The organism is Caproicibacter sp. (assembly GCF_046707225.1).
Taxonomy (GTDB): Bacteria; Bacillota; Clostridia; order Oscillospirales; family Acutalibacteraceae; genus Caproicibacter.
Window position 1 is genome coordinate 13,301 of record NZ_JBJKOP010000014.1, and the last position, 15,860, is coordinate 29,160.

Consider the following 15,860-nt stretch of genomic DNA (forward strand, 5'->3'; position numbering starts at 1 on the left):
TTCGTATGCTGATACTCATACTGGTGATTTTGTTTTTGGATTCCGTGATTCTGGCCGTTATGAGAAAAAATGTCCATTCTTTTCTGTTCCTCGGCCTTTGCACCAGCCTGGTTCTCATGCTTTCGGGGATCATTCTGTATACGGCAAAAATCGGCGGACTCAGCCATGCTCAGTATATCTTTCTGTTTTTGTCGGTCCGGATTCAGACAAGATTGCAGTATGCCCTCATCACGCTGGACAAACTGGGGTATATGATTGCCGTCGGACGCTATCTGTTTCCCTATTTTCTGCTGATGATTTCCATCAAATATTCTACGATCCCGTTTGTTTCCCGCAACAGGAAATGGATGAATCTGTTTTGTTTGCCGCCCGCCGCCTCACTGATACTCTATTATCCGCAGGTGTTTTATGTGGTTGTCTGCAATCGGTTTGCTCTTCAGACCTTACTGATGACGCTCACGCTGGTCTGGATTCTGCTTTACCTTGCGGCTGGCATACTTCTGATGATCCGCGAGTATTTTGCGACCCCGGTTGCCTATTTTCGCAGGCAATTTCGCAATATCCTGTTTCTGCACATCAGTCTGGCGTTCCTGTATGGGATCGACTGCTTTCAGGACCCGATTCAGATCTATCAGCTTTACGGTTCGGAATATCTCTGGGTCAGCGGATTTTCTTACTCCAACCCGGCGATGCCCCTCTTCGGATGGGTTCTGCTTACGGCCGTCACCATCGTTTCCTCTTTTATAGGGCTGTGGAACCTCATCCGCTACACGCAGATTAATTATCAGTTGAATCTGGAAGACGTAGTGCTGCAGCGAAAATTCGAGATTACTAACGCGGGAATATCGGTCTTTGTGCACAGCATTAAAAACCAGATTCTTTCCTGCGGCGTGGTGCATAAAAGAATCCAGAAGATTTTAGATTCAGATTCCCCGGACCTCGCGGCTCTGCGGGAAAATTTTGATTTACTCAGAAAGCTTAATGAAAACATGCTGACCCATATCAACCGGCTGAACGCGAATACAAAGTCGCACTCCATTGTTTTGCGGCCGGTCGCCGTGGAACACATCGCCGGGCTTGCAGTGCAGCGGTTTCACGGCAAATATCCGGAGGCCGAGGTCCGGATGGACCTCGTTCCCCAAATGCTGATTCTGGCGGACGAGGAGAGCCTTTCGGAGGCCCTGTGCAACCTGCTGATGAACGCGCAGGAGGCGATCCTTGCCGTTGGCAGAGGACCCCAGGGTAAAATCAAACTGAAAACGTACAACGGGAGAATTTACACATTCTTTGAAGTGGACGACAACGGCGGCGGTATTCCGAAGAACGAACAGAAAAAAATAGTGGATCCGTTCTACACAACGAAGAACACAAATTACAACTGGGGAATGGGGCTGCATTATGTCAAACGGATTGCCAAGAGCCATTTTGGCATGCTCCGCTTCGAGAGTTTTCCCGGACAGGGAAGCAGTTTTTTCCTGGTCCTTCCCCGGTACGAGCCCCGCGCGAGAAAAGACTATTTTCCATTGGATTGAGAATCCGCAGAGTCGGTGGTTTCCTGCATAAAATACAAAGGAGAGAAACGCCATGGCGGACAAAATCAGAATCGCAATCGCGGAAGATTTTAAGCTGCTTTGCGATGATTTGGGCGAATTTATCAACGGGCAAAGAGACATGACCGTTGTCGGCACGGCGCATTCCAAAGAAGAAATCGTGAAACTTTCTGAGCGGATTGATTGCGACATTATCTTAATGGATATTGAGATGGAAACCCTGAATTCCGGAATTGAAGCGGCTGAAATTATTCGCGACAAAAAGCACGATCAGAAAATCATTTACCTGACCGCGCACGACACGGACGACATGATACTGACCGCCATGGGTACCGGAGCCGTCGATTACGTTGTCAAGGGACAGGATTACGAAGAGCTTTTGAGACACGTCCGGGCGGCTTACCGCGGAGAGCCAATCATGGAAGTGAATATCCAGCAAAAAATTATAGGGGAGTATTCCAGGCTCCGCCGCTCCGAGCGCAGCCTGCTGTTTTTTATTAATAATATCGCACAGCTGACTCCGGCAGAGCGGCAGCTCATTCAACTGCTGCTCAAAGAAAAATCGGTCAGGGAAATCGCGGAGATTCGCTGTGTCGAACTGGTTACGGTGAAGACCCAAATCAAAAGTTTGCTGAGAAAGTTCCAATGCAGAAGAACGAAAGAAATCGTCAAGCTCATCAATGAACTGAATATCGGGTATCTTTTCGATTCGGAGCCGATTTAGGAAAATGGCGGAAAAATTAAGTAAAGACTTGAATGGAGCCTATACGTGGCCCGTCAGTGCATTGGACTCGCACAGCTTTCGCGGGTAACCAGAGTAAATGGTATTTCAATTTTCATGGGAAGGGAATGTCCGCCCTCCATGCGGTCAATCAGTATTTTTGCTGCGATTTTCCCCAGCTCGTCCTTCGGAATGTGAATGGCAGTGAGCATGGGGGAGGTGAACTGGCAGATCTCGGTGTTATCTATGCTGATAATGGAGATTTCTTTTGGAACCCGGACTCCTTCCTCGTGAAATGCCTTCATAACTCCCATGGCGGTACTGTCGTTTGCGCAGAAGATTGCGGTCGGTCTTGTTGCAACGAATTCGGATGAGCTATGCACGGCTGTCAGAATTCTTTTTCCGCCCAGGTATCCGCCCTGCATGGTTTGCTCCGCCTCAACAATGTGCTCCCGCCGCAGCGGAAGACGAAGCTCCTGAATCGCGTCGTAGTATCCGCGGTAGCGGATTTCATCCGACTTTTCCCCCAGATAACCGATGCAGGTATGCCCCAGCGTGTGAAGGTAACGCACGGCGGCCTTTGCCGTTTCGTAGCCGTCACAGATGATCTGATCGTAAGGGTCGCAGATGGGGTTTAGACCGGTATACACGATGTTTTTTGAGCATCTTTTGATTTGGTTCATCAGGGAACGGGAATACCTGCCCAGCACGACGATCCCATCGTAACGGATATCCGAAAGGCTCTGAACGGTGCTTCTCAGATTCAGGGCGGTGTAGACGCCGGTCATTTCATACCGGTTTTTCATGCACTCATATTCGATTGAACGGAAAATCTGAGAAAAAAAGGGGTCGGATTTTCCATTCGGCGTGCGTGCAAAAATGCAGGCGATATGCCGCCCGGCCTCCGTTTGAGGAGGCCGGTTTCCGAGCTTCAGATTCTGTGCGGACCGGTTTGGAACGTAGCCCGTCTGCCGCGCCAGGTCCCAGATTCTGTCACGGACTTCTTTGCTTGCGACGCTGGAATCGTTCTTGTTGACGACCCGTGAAACGGTGGAGATGGAAACACCGGCAAGCTGAGCAAGATTTTTTAAAGTCATCACTTGGCCTCCTTTCATGAAATTTATCATACCATAGTGTTTTTAGTAACGCAAACGTTTTAGTAAAATTAGCGTTTAAAGAGATGAAACGGTGGTAAAATTTAAGTAATCAAAGGACGTTTTCGTCTGAAAAGAAAGGGTGTTTTGTGTGGCACTGGTTCCATTACGGCCCGTGTTGGAGGTAACAAAAAAATATGGGTACGCTCAGGGAGCGTTTAACGTCAATGCGGTTTCACAAGCGAAAGCGGCCATCGAGGTGCATGAAATGTTCCGCTCCGCGGCGATTTTGCAGGGAGCCGACCTCGCCAACGGCTTCATGGGAGGTCGCACGGACTTCATGAATGCAACTTTGGAGGATAAAAAGGCCGGAGCAAAACGGATTGCCGACGCGGTGAAAAAATATGGGCAGGATTCCCCGATTCCGGTCGTTCTGCATCTGGACCATGGAAGGGATTTTGACTCCTGCAAGGCCGCGATTGACAACGGCTATACCTCCGTTATGATTGACGGTTCTTCGCTTTCGTTTGAGAAGAACATGGAACTGACGAGGGAGGTTGTCAAATACGCTCATGAAAGAGGCATCACCGTCGAAGGTGAACTCGGGGTTCTCGCCGGCGTGGAAGACCATGTTTTTGCTCAGAATTCCACCTATACCAACCCGATGAAAGTGGTTGAGTTCGTGAAGAAGACCGGTGCTGACTGCCTGGCAATTTCCTACGGAACGATGCACGGCGCTTCCAAGGGTAAAAACGTTAAGCTGCGTAAGGAAATTGCGATTGCGGCGAATGAATGCCTGATGCATGAAAACCTCTTCGCCGTTCTGGTATCCCACGGTTCTTCCACCGTGCCACAGTATATTGTCAACGAAATTAACGAGCTGGGCGGGAACGTTCAAAACGCTCATGGAATTCCGATTGAGGAGCTGAAAGCGGCCATTCCGTGCGGGATCGGCAAGATTAACGTGGACACGGATATCCGACTTGCGGTTACCCGGAACATGAGAGAGCTGTTTTACAACAGACCGGAACTTCGCGAAAGTAAATCAATCGGTTCGGTCTGGAAAATTCTGGAAGAAAAGAAAGGCCAGTTCGACCCGCGCGTTTTCTTCCCGCCGGTGATGGACACCGTAATGTTTGGTACGATTCCGGATCAGGATGTCGCCGTGCTGATGGACTGCGTCGAACGCGGAGTCAAGGAAGCTATCGGCACGCTGATCGTTGAGTTCGGCTCCGTGGGCAAAGCTCCGCTGGTCGAGCGTGTGTCGCTGGATGAAATGGCCGAGCGGTATCGGAAAGGGCAGTGCTAAGAAAGGGAGAGAAGACATGAGTGAAAATTTGCTGATCCTCCATGGCGGCGGCCCGACGGCTGTAATCAACGCATCCCTTTACGGTTCTGTGATGGAAGCAAAAAAACATCGGGAAATCGGTGCGGTTTACGGTGCGGTAGGAGGGACGGCCGGGCTTCTGGCGGAGCGTTTTGTCGATTTTTCCAAAGTGCCGGCGTCCGAGCTGGAATTGCTCAAGCAGACGCCCGCGAGCGCGATCGGAACCTCGCGAACCCACCTTCAGGAGGATGATTATCTGAAGATGGTCTCTATTCTCAAAAAGCACCATATCCGTTATGTGCTGCTCAACGGCGGAAACGGAACCATGGATACTTGCGGAAAGCTTTATCGCGCGGCGCGCAGCGAAGATATCCGCGTGATCGGTATTCCCAAAACGGTGGATAACGACATCGCCATCACGGACCACTGCCCGGGTTACGGCAGCGCCGCGCGCTTTTTAGCGCAGACTACGGCGGAGATCGTGCAGGACGTGCGTTCCATGCCGATCCATGTCTGCATTATTGAGGCTATGGGCCGCAACGCGGGCTGGATTACCGCCGCTTCTGTCCTGGCAAGACAAAAAGGGCAAAAAGGACCGGATCGGATCTATCTACCGGAATTCTCTTTCGACGAAGAGGCGTTTCTTGCGGATACTCAAAATCTGTTTACAAAGCACGGCTGTGCCGTTATCGTGGCAAGCGAGGGACTCAAAAAGGCGGACGGCTCCCCGATTGTTCCCCCAATTTTGCAAAGAGGCAGGGACACCTACTTCGGCGACGTTGGCGCTTACCTAGCGGAGCTGGTGATTAAAAAGCTTGGCATCAAGGCGAGAAGTGAAAAGCCAGGCATTCTCGGCAGAGCCTCGGCGCTGTGCCAGTCCACGGTTGACCGCGACGAGGCGGTTCTGGCGGGCGAAATGGCGTGCAAAGCGGCTCTGGAGGGCAGGACGGGAATCATGATTGGATTTGAACGGGTCGAAACCTCGCCCTATTCCATCCGGGTCATCGAAATCCCGGTGGAGGAAGTCATGATGCATGAGCGCCCCATGCCGAAAGAGTTTATCTCCGAAGAGGGGCTTGGCGTTACCGATCGGTTTATTGAGTGGTGCCGGCCGCTGATCGGCGGGGATCTGCTGGATTTTGCCTGGTTCGGCGACTGATACCGCGGCGAAGGTTGTGCTTAGGCCCGCTTCACGTGGCAATACTGGAAGGAGACAAAGAATGAGAGATATTTTCATTAACCTGAAACGGTTTGACGTCCCCAGAGAAAAGGGCGGCGTTTGCCCCTCGGAACAGCCGGGGAAATGGATCGAAGGAGTCATGAAAGACAGCGTGGAACTCGGAATCGGCTCTTTCCCGGGCGTAAACGTCGTTTATTTCGTGCCGGAGGCGTTAATCCTGCCGGCTCAGGAGGCGCTTGGCTGCTTCCCGGCGGAACGGCGGGGCCGGCTCTCGGTCGGCTGCCAGAGCGTGTTCCGCGACAATATCAAAAAGGGTAAGAATTTTGGCGCTTTCACGACGAATCTGCCGGCGGCCAGCGCCTATCAGATGGGATGCCGCTGGTCGATCATCGGGCACTCCGAAGAGCGGCGAGACAAGCAGGAGATCATCGGGGCTTTTCAGCCGGATTGGAATCAAAACGAATCTTCCCGCGAAAAATGCGCGGCGGCGGTGGATGGACTGATCAACCGGGAAGTCCTTTCCGCAATGGAGCAGGGGATGGACGTACTGCTCTGCATGGGAGAAACGGCCGAAGAGCGCGGCGGCGGCAGCATGGAGGAACAGCAGGACCGGGTCCGCGCGGTTTTATCCGCCCAGCTCACGCACGGCTTGAAAGGCGTTGCGGGTTATCTGCCGAAGCGGAAGGTCGCAATCGGTTATGAGCCGATCTGGGCAATCGGGCCGGGAAAGACGCCTCCTGGGGAAGAATATATCTCGTATGTATCGTCAATGATTAAAAGAATCGTGCGGGAACAGTTCGGCTTTGAGATTCCCGTGGTGTACGGTGGCGGTCTGAAGGAAGAAAACGCCGAGATACTCGGCGGAATCGAAAGCGTCGACGGCGGACTGGTGGCTTTGACCCGTTTTTCCGGTGAAATCGGATTTTTCACCGAGGATTTGAAAAAAATCGTGGAAAAATATCTTTCTGGCAACAGGAAAGGAGAAACAGCATGAAACTTGATTTTGAATATGGACAGGGGCTTATGTCCGCGAATTTACCGGATGATACGGACGTATTCATTCCCGGCGTGACGGTGCCCGACCCGCCGTATATCCCGGAGGACAAGCTGGTTGAGGCGACAAGGGAATCCATCCTTCACCCGATCGGCATGGAGCCACTTTCAGAGCTGGCCCATAAGGGCTCCAAAGTGACCATCGTGTTCCCGGACCGCGTCAAGGGCGGCGAGCAGCCGACCGCGCACCGCAAGGTCTGCATTCCAATCATTCTGGACGAGCTTTACAAAGCGGGCGTGGAGAAGAAGGATGTCCTCCTGATCTGCTCAAATGGACTGCACCGCAAAAATACGCAGCAGGAAATTTACAACGTGCTGGGGCCGGAGATTTTCCACCAATTCTGGTATACCCACCAGATCATCAACCACGACAGCGAGGATTACGACCATCTGGTCGACCTGGGCACCACGGACCGCGGCGATCCCGTTTTAATGAACAAATATGTCTATGACTCCGACGTCGCGATTCTGATCGGCCATACGCAGGGCAACCCGTACGGCGGCTATTCCGGGGGTTATAAGCACTGTGCGACCGGCATTACCCACTGGCGCAGCATCGCTTCCCACCATGTGCCGGAAGTCATGCACCGCGCGGATTTCACCCCGGTGAGCGGTCATTCGCTGATGCGCACCAAGTTTAACGAAATCGGCATGTATATGGAAAAATGCATGGGCAAAAAGTTCTTCTGCTGCGACGCGGTGCTGGATTCCAAATCCCGCCAGATCGAAATCAACAGCGGCTATGCGAGGGAAATGCAGCCCATTTCCTGGAAGACGGCGGACAAGCGCACTTATGTTAACTGGGCGGAGAAAAAGTACGATGTGCTGGTGTTCGGCATGCCCCAATTTTTCCACTACGGCGACGGCATGGGGACCAATCCGATCATGCTGATGCAGGCGCTGTCGGCTCAGGTGATCCGCTTCAAGCGTATCATGAGCGACCACTGTGTTATCATCTGCTCCTCCATCTGCAACGGATATTTCCACGAGGAGCTCTGGCCGTACCTGCCGGAACTTTATAAAATGTTCCAGCACGACCATATGAACACGCTGGCCGACATGAACCGCTACGGCGATTATTTTGCGACCAATGAGGAATATATCCGCAAGTATCGCTTCTGCAACGCTTTCCATCCGTTCCACGGCTTCTCGATGATGAGCTGCGGGGACATCGCGGAGCAGAACACTTCCGCCATCTACCTTGTGGGGGCGCAGGAGCCGGGCATCGCAAGGGGAATGGGGCTAAAAACCCGCGCTACCTTTGAGGAAGCCCTTGCCGACGCTGAGAAGAAGTACGTCGGCGGCCATCCGAATATTCTGGCGCTCCCGCAGACGTTCAAGATTGCTTCCGTCCATCTCTGCATGAAGGATGAACCCTATGATGGGACCAATGGACATGCGGACTGCGGATTTAAGCTCTAAGAACTGATCTGGCAAAAATTTTCTTTTTAAAGAGGACTGCCTCCCGCGTCAAACGGGAGGCAGTCCTCTTTGCGGTTTATTAGCGGGCTGACCCTTTAATGGTCGTGCCTTAAATTCCGCCGCGGTAACTTGCTTCCGTATGGGCTATTTCCGACAGCCGTGGGGCGGCATACTCGAAGAAGCGGCGTAAACCCTCGCAGTAATAATTTTCCAGACGACCGTCGACTGTCTGCCAGTCCCGTTTGCATCCGCCGAAACAGATTGGAAGCCATTTGCATTCCGCGCAGGCGTCCGGTTTTTTTCGTCCGTCGCTCTGAAACCGCTCTGCAAGAGCGCACTGACCGGCGTCGGCCAAAGAGATGTCGACCAATTTTCCCAGCCGCCACTCGTCCAGAACATAAAAGTCGCACGGGTACAGGCTGCCGTCGCTTTCCACTACAAAGTAGCCGCCGCAGGAGCCGGAGGTGGCGCAGGAGCCGGAAGGCAGCCCCATCATCAGATGAACGTAGTCGTCGAAGAGCCGGATGCTGACATACTGCCCGCTTTTCCAATCCAGGTACCAGGCGTCGAACAGGCCGCAGAGGAATTTGCCATAGGCTTCCGGCAGGAGCGAATAGGGAGCTTTTCCCCTCTCCTTTTTTAACGGATCGAGGCACGGAATGAATTGAAGATAATTTACTCCAAGCTTTTTCAGCGTATGGTAGACTTTTTGCGGACTGCGGGCACACTGCCCCGTCACAACGCAGAGAAGATTGACCTCCACCTGATTTTTTTGCAGGAGATGCAGAACCTTTGTAACCCGGTTCCAGGTCCCTTCGCTTTCACGGTCTTTCCGGTACAGGTCGTGAATCTCTTTGATTCCGTCCACGGAAAGGCCGACCAGAAACTGATGTTCCCGAAGAAAAGCCGCCCACTTCTCATCTAAGACCATTCCGTTGGTCTGGATTGCGTGACTGACCCGGATGCCGGGCCGCGCGTATTTCTTTTCGGCAGCCACAAATTTTTGAAAAAAGTTCAGGCCTGCCAAAGTAGGTTCTCCACCCTGAAAGGCGAAGGAAATTGCTCCGCCCGGTCCCACGGCCTCGAAGGCGGATTGGATCAGGCGCTCCGCCGTTGCCTCGGACATGAGCCCCATGCTTTTGACGGAACGGTTCCCGGAGACGTCGTCGTAAAAGCAGTAGCGGCAGCACAGGTTGCACAGGCTGGAGGCGGGTTTGATCAGCAAACTGACGTTTTTCAAAGCGAATTACCCCTTTGCGTTTTGAACCAGTGATTGAATTTCAGAAATGTTTTCCATGCTTGAAATGGTAAGGATCAGATTTTGGTTCAAGTAGATTGCCGCGCCGCCGGGGATTCTGCGGACGGCCTTCATATCGGAAAGCGGGAAGGAGATGCAGTAAACCGAACCGACCGCGACCATTTGCCCTTTGGCTTTATCGAGGTATATTTTGATTTTTCCATCCGGGAAATACGGACGAAGCTCCCGTGCGTCCCTTCGGATACGCCGACCGATCAAAGGGGAGAAAATCCGAATGTAGTGAAAGTTTAACAGGACAGCCGCCGCCACGGCCGTCAGAATGGAAAGGACACGTCCGCTTGATATGGCGTAAGCGAGAAGAAAACAGGAGGCGGCGAGCAACAGGATGGTCAGCGGCGTCCATGCCAGCTTCGTCGTGAACATCCGCCGGAATGCGCTTTGCTGGTCTTTTAGGTAGGAGTCTTCGTCATAGGAAAATTCCGCAAGGACCCGCGCGTCGGGGGGAATCGAATCACGGACGGCTTCGCTGCCGCGCAGACTGACTTGAATCGCCGCTTGGCGGAGCCTTTCCGCAAACCCTGCGCGCTGCGGTTCGCTTCCGAACGCAGAATAGGGGACAATATCGAAAACCGATTGACTTTTGCCCAAGGATAGAAGATAAGCGTTGGTCTTGTTGTCAGTTACCCTGATCTGTGTGATTTCGCAGGAATTTGAATAGGAACCGAATTGTATGGAGATGGTTTCATCTTCTAGCTTCAGGGTGTGGAGCTTCCAGAATTCCTCCGAAATCCTTCCTTTGGAACGAAGCATGGAAAGGTATTTTTTGGCGCGGGGACGCGTGCTGAAAAAATTAAGCAGGGAGAGCCCTGTCAGAGAAACGGACAAGACCAGCAGACCGGCAATACCTGCCGCGGAAGGTGTGGAGGACAGAAGCAGATAGATGACGAACAACGTTTGTCCAGCCGTGCTGAACAAAAACAGAAACAAGGGAACGGGCCTTTTCCGTTTTTGCTTTAGCTGTTGTTCCAGAACGGTAATATATTCTTCTTCAGAGACTTTATAGTTCATCAGAGCCTGTTATCCTCCAATTAAAAAAATTGCCGTATTCCCCGTTCTCATTCGGAATACGGCGTTTATCTATATTCTATTATATATAAAAGCTTTCCCGAGTGCAAGATGTGAGACTGCACCGGGATTTTTTAGAAAACAGGGAACAGGATTCTCTGTGTGCGCTGAAGAGCTTCCCGTGAGGGAAGAAGGAGAGCTCCCGGCCTTTTGGCCGGATCATGCCCCGGACCGGAGCAGCCGGTCCAGGGTTCGATGCACAGAAATCCCGGAATTCCGGGTTTGCTCCACAGAAGGAGATAGGGCGAGTCCTTTGTCTCTATGCGGATGAAACGCCCGGTTTTTAAATCCTCAAGCTGGACCCACTCGGATTTCAAAGGGTGAAAAAGAGCATTGCCGTTTTCAAACGTATGCTCCGCGAGGCGAAAAAGAGAGCCGCCGCCCGGCAGTTCAGGTTGCTGGAAGCGGACCGCATAATCCTCTGTCCTTTCTCCGGGAGAGAAAGGGCAGCGAAATCCGGTGTGGAATCCGAGCTGAACGGGCATGGGGCGCTCACTCAGGTTTACGGCTTTACAGGTGACGGTTACGGCGTTTTCTTCCAGTAAATAACGAGTCTCAAAAGAGAATCCCCAGGGCCATCGCTTTTCGTCTTCCCGCCAGCTTAGTCGGAACGTAAGAGACCTTTCACTTTGGTCAACCAGCTCATATTCCAGATCCCGCACAAAGCCGTGCTGATCCGCTTGGTATCGCCTGCCCCTGTCCTCAAACCACCCGCCTTCGATTTTTCCGCACCAGGGAAAGCAAATCGGCGAGCGCCGGGGCCAGATTTCCGGCGCTCCGTCCCAGAGGTAATTGCTTTTGGAATCCGAAGGGCTTCGAAGCGACCAGAGTTCTGCGCCGAGGGAGTTTACCGAAAGGGTAAGTTTTTCATTCTGAATGGTATAAAGCATGATATTTCCTCGTTTGCCGCATTTTAGAATGGCCCGTCTGCAAGACGGTGCTTATTTGCCGAGAATGCGGAACATTTGATTTTTATAGGCTTCCACGCCCGGCTGGTCAAACGGATTGACGCCGAGCATCTTGCCGGAGAGATAGCAGGCGAACGGGAAGAAATAAAAAAGCTGACCGAAGGTATCCTCGTCCAGGGCGGGTATGCTCAGGACCCCACAGGGAAACCGTTCGCTGTGGGCGGACACGGTGGCCTGAAACGCGGCCCGGTTGATCTCGTCGAAGTCCTTGCCGTCCAGGTAGCCGAAGGCATCGTCCACTTCGTCGGCCGGAAGAGCCGGGGAAGCTTCCCGCTTGCGCACCTCGAGAAAATTCTCGAACAGCACGGGAGTACCCTGCTGAATGAATTGGCCGATGGAATGCAGATCCTCGGAGAAACTGCCGATTACAGGATAAAGTCCTCTGTTGTCCTTTCCTTCACTTTCCGCAAAAAGCTGGGTCCACCATTTGGCGAAGCGGAATAGCCTTGGTTCGAAGAAAGACAGCATCTCGATGCGATATCCTTTCCGGTACATCCAATTCCTTACGGCGGCAAAGCGCAGCGCCATGTTGCTTTCAGCGGGCTCGTGCAGAAGCCGCTCTCTCATCCGATGCGCTCCTGCCGCGATGGCGCGCAGATCCAGCCCGGCAACTGCCGCCGGGAACAGGCCGATGGGGGTAAGAGCGGTGTAACGGCCGCCGACGTCCTCTGGGAACGGCAAAAACGTAAAGCCGTGTTTTGTGCAGAGCTGCTCTAAGTGACTGCCGCGTGTGCCTGTCGCGATCACCCGCTCCGCGTATTTCTCTCCGTACTGCTCTTTCAGAAAACTTCTAAGCGCGCGGAAAGCGATTCCGGGCTCAAGCGTTTCAAAGTTCTTGGCGATCACGTCGATATAGACCGATTTCCCCCTTAAATGGTTCAGCACTTCCTTGACACTGTGTGCGGAAATCGTATTCCCCGCCCAGATAATTTCCGTTCCGCTTTTGCTGCCCATTGCGCTCACCATGGCGCGGGCCGCCTGATTCGATCCTCCGATGCCGACGACGACAAGAGCGTCCGCATTGCGGTTCACTTTGCGGGCAAGTTCCTCATAACGGGCCAGCCAGGCGTCTCCGGCCCATTCGTCCACATCCAGCCAACCAAGGCTGTCTTTGTACTGCTTTTCACCTTTCCGGACGGCGTCCAGAATCCCTGCGTTTTCGCGCAGATAGGACGTCAGCTCCGCTTCCGGGAGCATTCCGCTTTTGTTGACAAGAGAATACGTAATTGTTTGGTCCATAGGTTTTTTCCTCCTTACTGTGGGCTTGTAACTTTATTTTGTCAGTGAAGTTCATCAAAATTCCGGATAAATACTTTTTCCTTAGCGGACATACTGTCGGGATAATTAACCAGAGCCGTTTCCGGCGGGATCATCACGCCGAGGCGAAGGGGGTCTTCGGTTCTTTCCATCCAGCCGTCCAACCGCCGCGCGAGTTTCTCCGCCGTTTCGGCAAAATCGGGATTCCCCATCAGGTTAATTCGCTCCATCGGATCGCAGACCAGATCAAACAGAAGCTCTCTGGGCTGGGGACGCTGGTAGTATCCCGCTTCGGTTCGAAGAGATTTGTCGGGGGAATCGTCGGTATTGGAGGGCATTGGCTTTTCATAGGAGCTGTACCTGCGGATGTACTTGAATCGTTCGGTGCGCACACAGCGTTTTGGTTCGTAGGCCACATGAAAGTTGACTTCCGAATAAACGCTGTCCCGGATGCTTTCCTTTTTGCCGTTTAAAACCGGAAGGAGGGAAATGCCCTGCAGCCCTTCCGGCTTTGGAACCCCGGCCAGCTCGCACAGAGTCGGGTACAGGTCCAAGTGGGAAACGAGGCAGTCCAGCGCGCGGCCGGCCATTTGATTTCCCTGATATTTCATAATCAGGGAAACTCCGATGCCGGTGTCGTAAAGGGTGCATTTCATTTCCGAAAACGCGATGCCGTGATCGGTCGTAAACAGAACCAGAGTATCCTTCTCCCGCCCGCTTTCCCGCAGAGCATCCAGCACAATGCCGGCAGCCTCATCGGCAATTTTCAGGCTTTCAATAAAGGCTGCCATGTCCATCCGATTTTCCGGCGTGTCGCAAATCGGAGGCGGAACCTGTACATACTGTGCTGCTTTCGGGTCGGGCACTTCGGGAAATACCCGGTGGGTGTTGAACAGCCCCATGGAAAGGAAAAACGGCTTGTCATGCGTGCCTTTCAGATAATCTGCCGCCGCGTGTGCATTGCCGAGATCGAAGACCTTCCAGTCCCGCTTGCACTTTCCCATAGAATAGTTTGCGTCACCCAGAATTTTCTGGTAGCCGAAAGCACGGGGATTCTCTCCCTCGTGCTGGATTCCGCACAGAGCGGTCTCAAAGCCGTTGATTCCCAGCCAGGCCGCCAGATGGTCTTCAGGGTGAAATAGCGAAAATCCGCGGTGCGCAAGACCCCACATGCCGTTGGTGTGGGGCATTTTTCCGGTTAGCAGGCCCGCCCGGCTGGGCGAACAGGTGGGGCAGGTGCAGTATGCCTGACGGAACAGAGTCCCTTCCTCTGCCAAACGCTGCAAATTGGGTGTAGGGAGTCCGCATCCATACGGCTGAATAAAACGTCCGGTATCATGAGTATGGAGATACAGTATATTCATTTATAAAATCCTTTCGAAGGTATCCTTACTGTTCGGTTAAAGTGAACGCCGCCGCTTTCAAAAGTGCGGCGGCGTTGATTAATCGCGATTTGTTTCTCCAAGGCTTTGTCGTGTTCCGGGTGGTTAGTCCCCGAAAACAAATTTGCGGTAAGCAGGCAAAACGGGATCCTTTGTTTCCTCCATGGATTTGAGAAGGTCCGCACGGAATTTCCCAATCTGCTCCCGATATACCGGATCGTTAATCAAATTATACAGCGCATTCGGATCCTTTGTAAAGTCATAGAATTCCTCGCGGCAACGGTAATCAAAGAAGCGTACCCGCTCGGCCACTTTGGAATCCGTTTCTCCGGCGGCTTTCATCGCCTTGTAGGTCAGGCCGGATTTGGATTCGTTCTTGTAAAGCCTTTCCCCGTTGGCCCAGGCGTTGAAAATGTAGCCGAAGTGCCGGCTCTGTATGCAGCGCATGGGGAAGGAATCTTTCGCATGCGTTGTGTTGAACTGGGTAAAGACCGTGTCGCGGTTCTCCTGCTCTTCTCCCAGAAGAAGAGACAGGTAGCTGCAGCCGTCCGTTTTCAACTCTCCCTCCAAACCCAGAGCTTCCAAAATGGTAGGAGTATAGTCGATACCGGAAATGTAATCCTTACGGTTCCATTCGCCGGCTTTGAAGTGTCCCGGCCAGCGTGCGATCAGCGGAGTCTTCGTGCTGTTCAGGTAGCAGTTGGCTTTGGAAAACGGAAACGCCATGCCGTTATCACTCATAAAAATGATTAGCGTGTTGTCCGCCTGGCCTGCCTCGTCCAGAGACTTGAGAACATTTCCCATCGTCTCGTCGCATCGGTGGCAGCTCGAATAGTATTGTGCGAGTTCTTTGCGCACATCGGGCAGGTCTGGCAGGAATCCTGGAACCCACGCTTCCTCCGGCCTGTAATAGCGCGACGCATAGGTGTGGTAGCCGTAGAACCGCGTCAGCTCGTCATCGCTCCCGGCGAAGGGGCGGTGCGGGTCGTGGGAATTGGCCATCAGGAAGAACGGTTTCCCGCTCTCCTTTGCGCGGCGGAAGAATTCAGCCGAATCACGCCCGTAAATGTAGGGGCTTCGGCCGTTGCCGTTCTGCGGATTGAAGACGTCGTCGCAGAAATCCCAGGCAAATTTGTACTCCGGCTGACAGTGTTCCACTTTGCCGATAATGCCGTTGTAATATCCATGTTTCCGCAAGATCTCTGTCAGCGTTGTCACGTCCTCGCGGATCGGATCGAATCCCAACGCGCCGTTGTGGTGAGGATAAAGTCCGGTCAGCAGGCACTGCCGCGACGGTTGGCAGACCGCAATAGTCACATGCGCGTTGTCGAACCGGATTCCTTCCGAAGCCAACCGGTCCAGGTTGGGGGAGATATTGTCCACCGGGCAGCCGAAGCACCCGATGGTGTTATAGTTCATGTCGTCCGCCAGCATTAAAAGAATGTTAGGTTTTGTGTTTGTATTCATGAGTGGGTTCCTGTTCCTCCTTTGTGTTGCGTTTTTCGTTATTTTTTGAAAGAACA

Annotated in this window: 13 protein-coding genes; 6 read left to right on the forward strand and 7 right to left on the reverse strand. The window is 52.9% G+C overall.

Going from position 1 to position 15,860, the window contains the following annotated elements; genetic code table 11:
- Positions 1–5: 5 nt before the first annotated feature.
- Positions 6–1,532, forward strand: a complete 1,527-nt coding sequence (locus ACLQ3M_RS02205; protein ID WP_411676076.1) for a sensor histidine kinase — start codon at positions 6–8, stop codon at positions 1,530–1,532.
- 52 nt (positions 1,533–1,584) lie between these two features.
- A complete protein-coding gene (locus ACLQ3M_RS02210; RefSeq protein ID WP_411676077.1) occupies positions 1,585–2,274 on the forward strand; it encodes a response regulator in 690 nt (229 codons plus the stop codon).
- Positions 2,275–2,327: 53 nt separating this feature from the next.
- Here ACLQ3M_RS02210 and ACLQ3M_RS02215 read toward each other — a convergent pair whose 3' ends face one another.
- Positions 2,328–3,368 (reverse strand): LacI family DNA-binding transcriptional regulator, encoded by a 1,041-nt coding sequence (locus ACLQ3M_RS02215; protein ID WP_411676079.1) that lies wholly within the window; start codon positions 3,366–3,368, stop codon positions 2,328–2,330.
- 148 nt (positions 3,369–3,516) lie between these two features.
- Between ACLQ3M_RS02215 and ACLQ3M_RS02220 the strand changes: the two genes are divergently transcribed.
- From ACLQ3M_RS02220 to ACLQ3M_RS02235, 4 genes are all read left to right on the forward strand, one after another.
- Positions 3,517–4,674, forward strand: coding sequence for a class II fructose-bisphosphate aldolase (locus ACLQ3M_RS02220; RefSeq protein WP_411676080.1), 1,158 nt, complete (start codon positions 3,517–3,519; stop codon positions 4,672–4,674).
- A 16-nt stretch (positions 4,675–4,690) separates the two neighbouring features.
- Positions 4,691–5,851: a diphosphate--fructose-6-phosphate 1-phosphotransferase gene (locus tag ACLQ3M_RS02225; RefSeq protein WP_411676081.1), complete on the forward strand. Its 1,161-nt coding sequence runs from the start codon at positions 4,691–4,693 to the stop codon at positions 5,849–5,851.
- A gap of 61 nt (positions 5,852–5,912) precedes the next feature.
- Entirely contained in the window at positions 5,913–6,866 is a 954-nt protein-coding gene (locus ACLQ3M_RS02230; RefSeq protein WP_411676082.1) for a triose-phosphate isomerase family protein, read from the forward strand.
- Complete coding sequence (locus ACLQ3M_RS02235) at positions 6,863–8,347, forward strand: lactate racemase domain-containing protein (RefSeq protein WP_066645339.1); 1,485 nt, start codon at positions 6,863–6,865, stop codon at positions 8,345–8,347. Before ACLQ3M_RS02230 ends, ACLQ3M_RS02235 begins: the two co-directional genes overlap by 4 nt.
- A gap of 109 nt (positions 8,348–8,456) precedes the next feature.
- Here ACLQ3M_RS02235 and ACLQ3M_RS02240 read toward each other — a convergent pair whose 3' ends face one another.
- From ACLQ3M_RS02240 to ACLQ3M_RS02265, 6 genes are all read right to left on the reverse strand, one after another.
- Positions 8,457–9,587, reverse strand: a complete 1,131-nt coding sequence (locus ACLQ3M_RS02240; RefSeq protein WP_411676083.1) for an anaerobic sulfatase maturase — start codon at positions 9,585–9,587, stop codon at positions 8,457–8,459.
- Between the two features lie 6 nt (positions 9,588–9,593).
- On the reverse strand, positions 9,594–10,673 hold the full coding sequence (locus ACLQ3M_RS02245) for a hypothetical protein (RefSeq protein ID WP_411676084.1): 1,080 nt from the start codon (positions 10,671–10,673) through the stop codon (positions 9,594–9,596).
- Between the two features lie 131 nt (positions 10,674–10,804).
- Positions 10,805–11,620, reverse strand: a complete 816-nt coding sequence (locus ACLQ3M_RS02250) for a hypothetical protein (protein WP_411676085.1) — start codon at positions 11,618–11,620, stop codon at positions 10,805–10,807.
- Between the two features lie 51 nt (positions 11,621–11,671).
- A complete protein-coding gene (locus ACLQ3M_RS02255) occupies positions 11,672–12,937 on the reverse strand; it encodes a glucose-6-phosphate isomerase (RefSeq protein WP_411676087.1) in 1,266 nt (421 codons plus the stop codon).
- Positions 12,938–12,978: 41 nt separating this feature from the next.
- Positions 12,979–14,319 carry a sulfatase gene (locus ACLQ3M_RS02260; protein ID WP_411676088.1) on the reverse strand — a complete coding sequence of 447 codons (1,341 nt, stop codon included), beginning with the start codon at positions 14,317–14,319 and terminating at the stop codon, positions 12,979–12,981.
- A 123-nt stretch (positions 14,320–14,442) separates the two neighbouring features.
- Positions 14,443–15,804 carry a sulfatase gene (locus ACLQ3M_RS02265; RefSeq protein WP_411676089.1) on the reverse strand — a complete coding sequence of 454 codons (1,362 nt, stop codon included), beginning with the start codon at positions 15,802–15,804 and terminating at the stop codon, positions 14,443–14,445.
- Positions 15,805–15,860 lie beyond the last annotated feature (56 nt).

Excerpts from the sequence above, each read along its gene's own strand:
- ACLQ3M_RS02260 (WP_411676088.1), bottom strand. The coding sequence starts at position 14,319 with ATGAATATACTGTATCTCCATACTCATGATACCGGACGTTTTATTCAG.
- ACLQ3M_RS02255 (WP_411676087.1), bottom strand. The coding sequence starts at position 12,937 with ATGGACCAAACAATTACGTATTCTCTTGTCAACAAAAGCGGAATGCTC.
- ACLQ3M_RS02215 (WP_411676079.1), bottom strand. The coding sequence starts at position 3,368 with ATGACTTTAAAAAATCTTGCTCAGCTTGCCGGTGTTTCCATCTCCACC.
- ACLQ3M_RS02230 (WP_411676082.1), top strand. The coding sequence starts at position 5,913 with ATGAGAGATATTTTCATTAACCTGAAACGGTTTGACGTCCCCAGAGAA.
- ACLQ3M_RS02245 (WP_411676084.1), bottom strand. The coding sequence starts at position 10,673 with ATGAACTATAAAGTCTCTGAAGAAGAATATATTACCGTTCTGGAACAA.
- ACLQ3M_RS02210 (WP_411676077.1), top strand. The coding sequence starts at position 1,585 with ATGGCGGACAAAATCAGAATCGCAATCGCGGAAGATTTTAAGCTGCTT.
- ACLQ3M_RS02250 (WP_411676085.1), bottom strand. The coding sequence starts at position 11,620 with ATGCTTTATACCATTCAGAATGAAAAACTTACCCTTTCGGTAAACTCC.
- ACLQ3M_RS02265 (WP_411676089.1), bottom strand. The coding sequence starts at position 15,804 with ATGAATACAAACACAAAACCTAACATTCTTTTAATGCTGGCGGACGAC.
- ACLQ3M_RS02225 (WP_411676081.1), top strand. The coding sequence starts at position 4,691 with ATGAGTGAAAATTTGCTGATCCTCCATGGCGGCGGCCCGACGGCTGTA.
- ACLQ3M_RS02205 (WP_411676076.1), top strand. The coding sequence starts at position 6 with ATGCTGATACTCATACTGGTGATTTTGTTTTTGGATTCCGTGATTCTG.
- ACLQ3M_RS02235 (WP_066645339.1), top strand. The coding sequence starts at position 6,863 with ATGAAACTTGATTTTGAATATGGACAGGGGCTTATGTCCGCGAATTTA.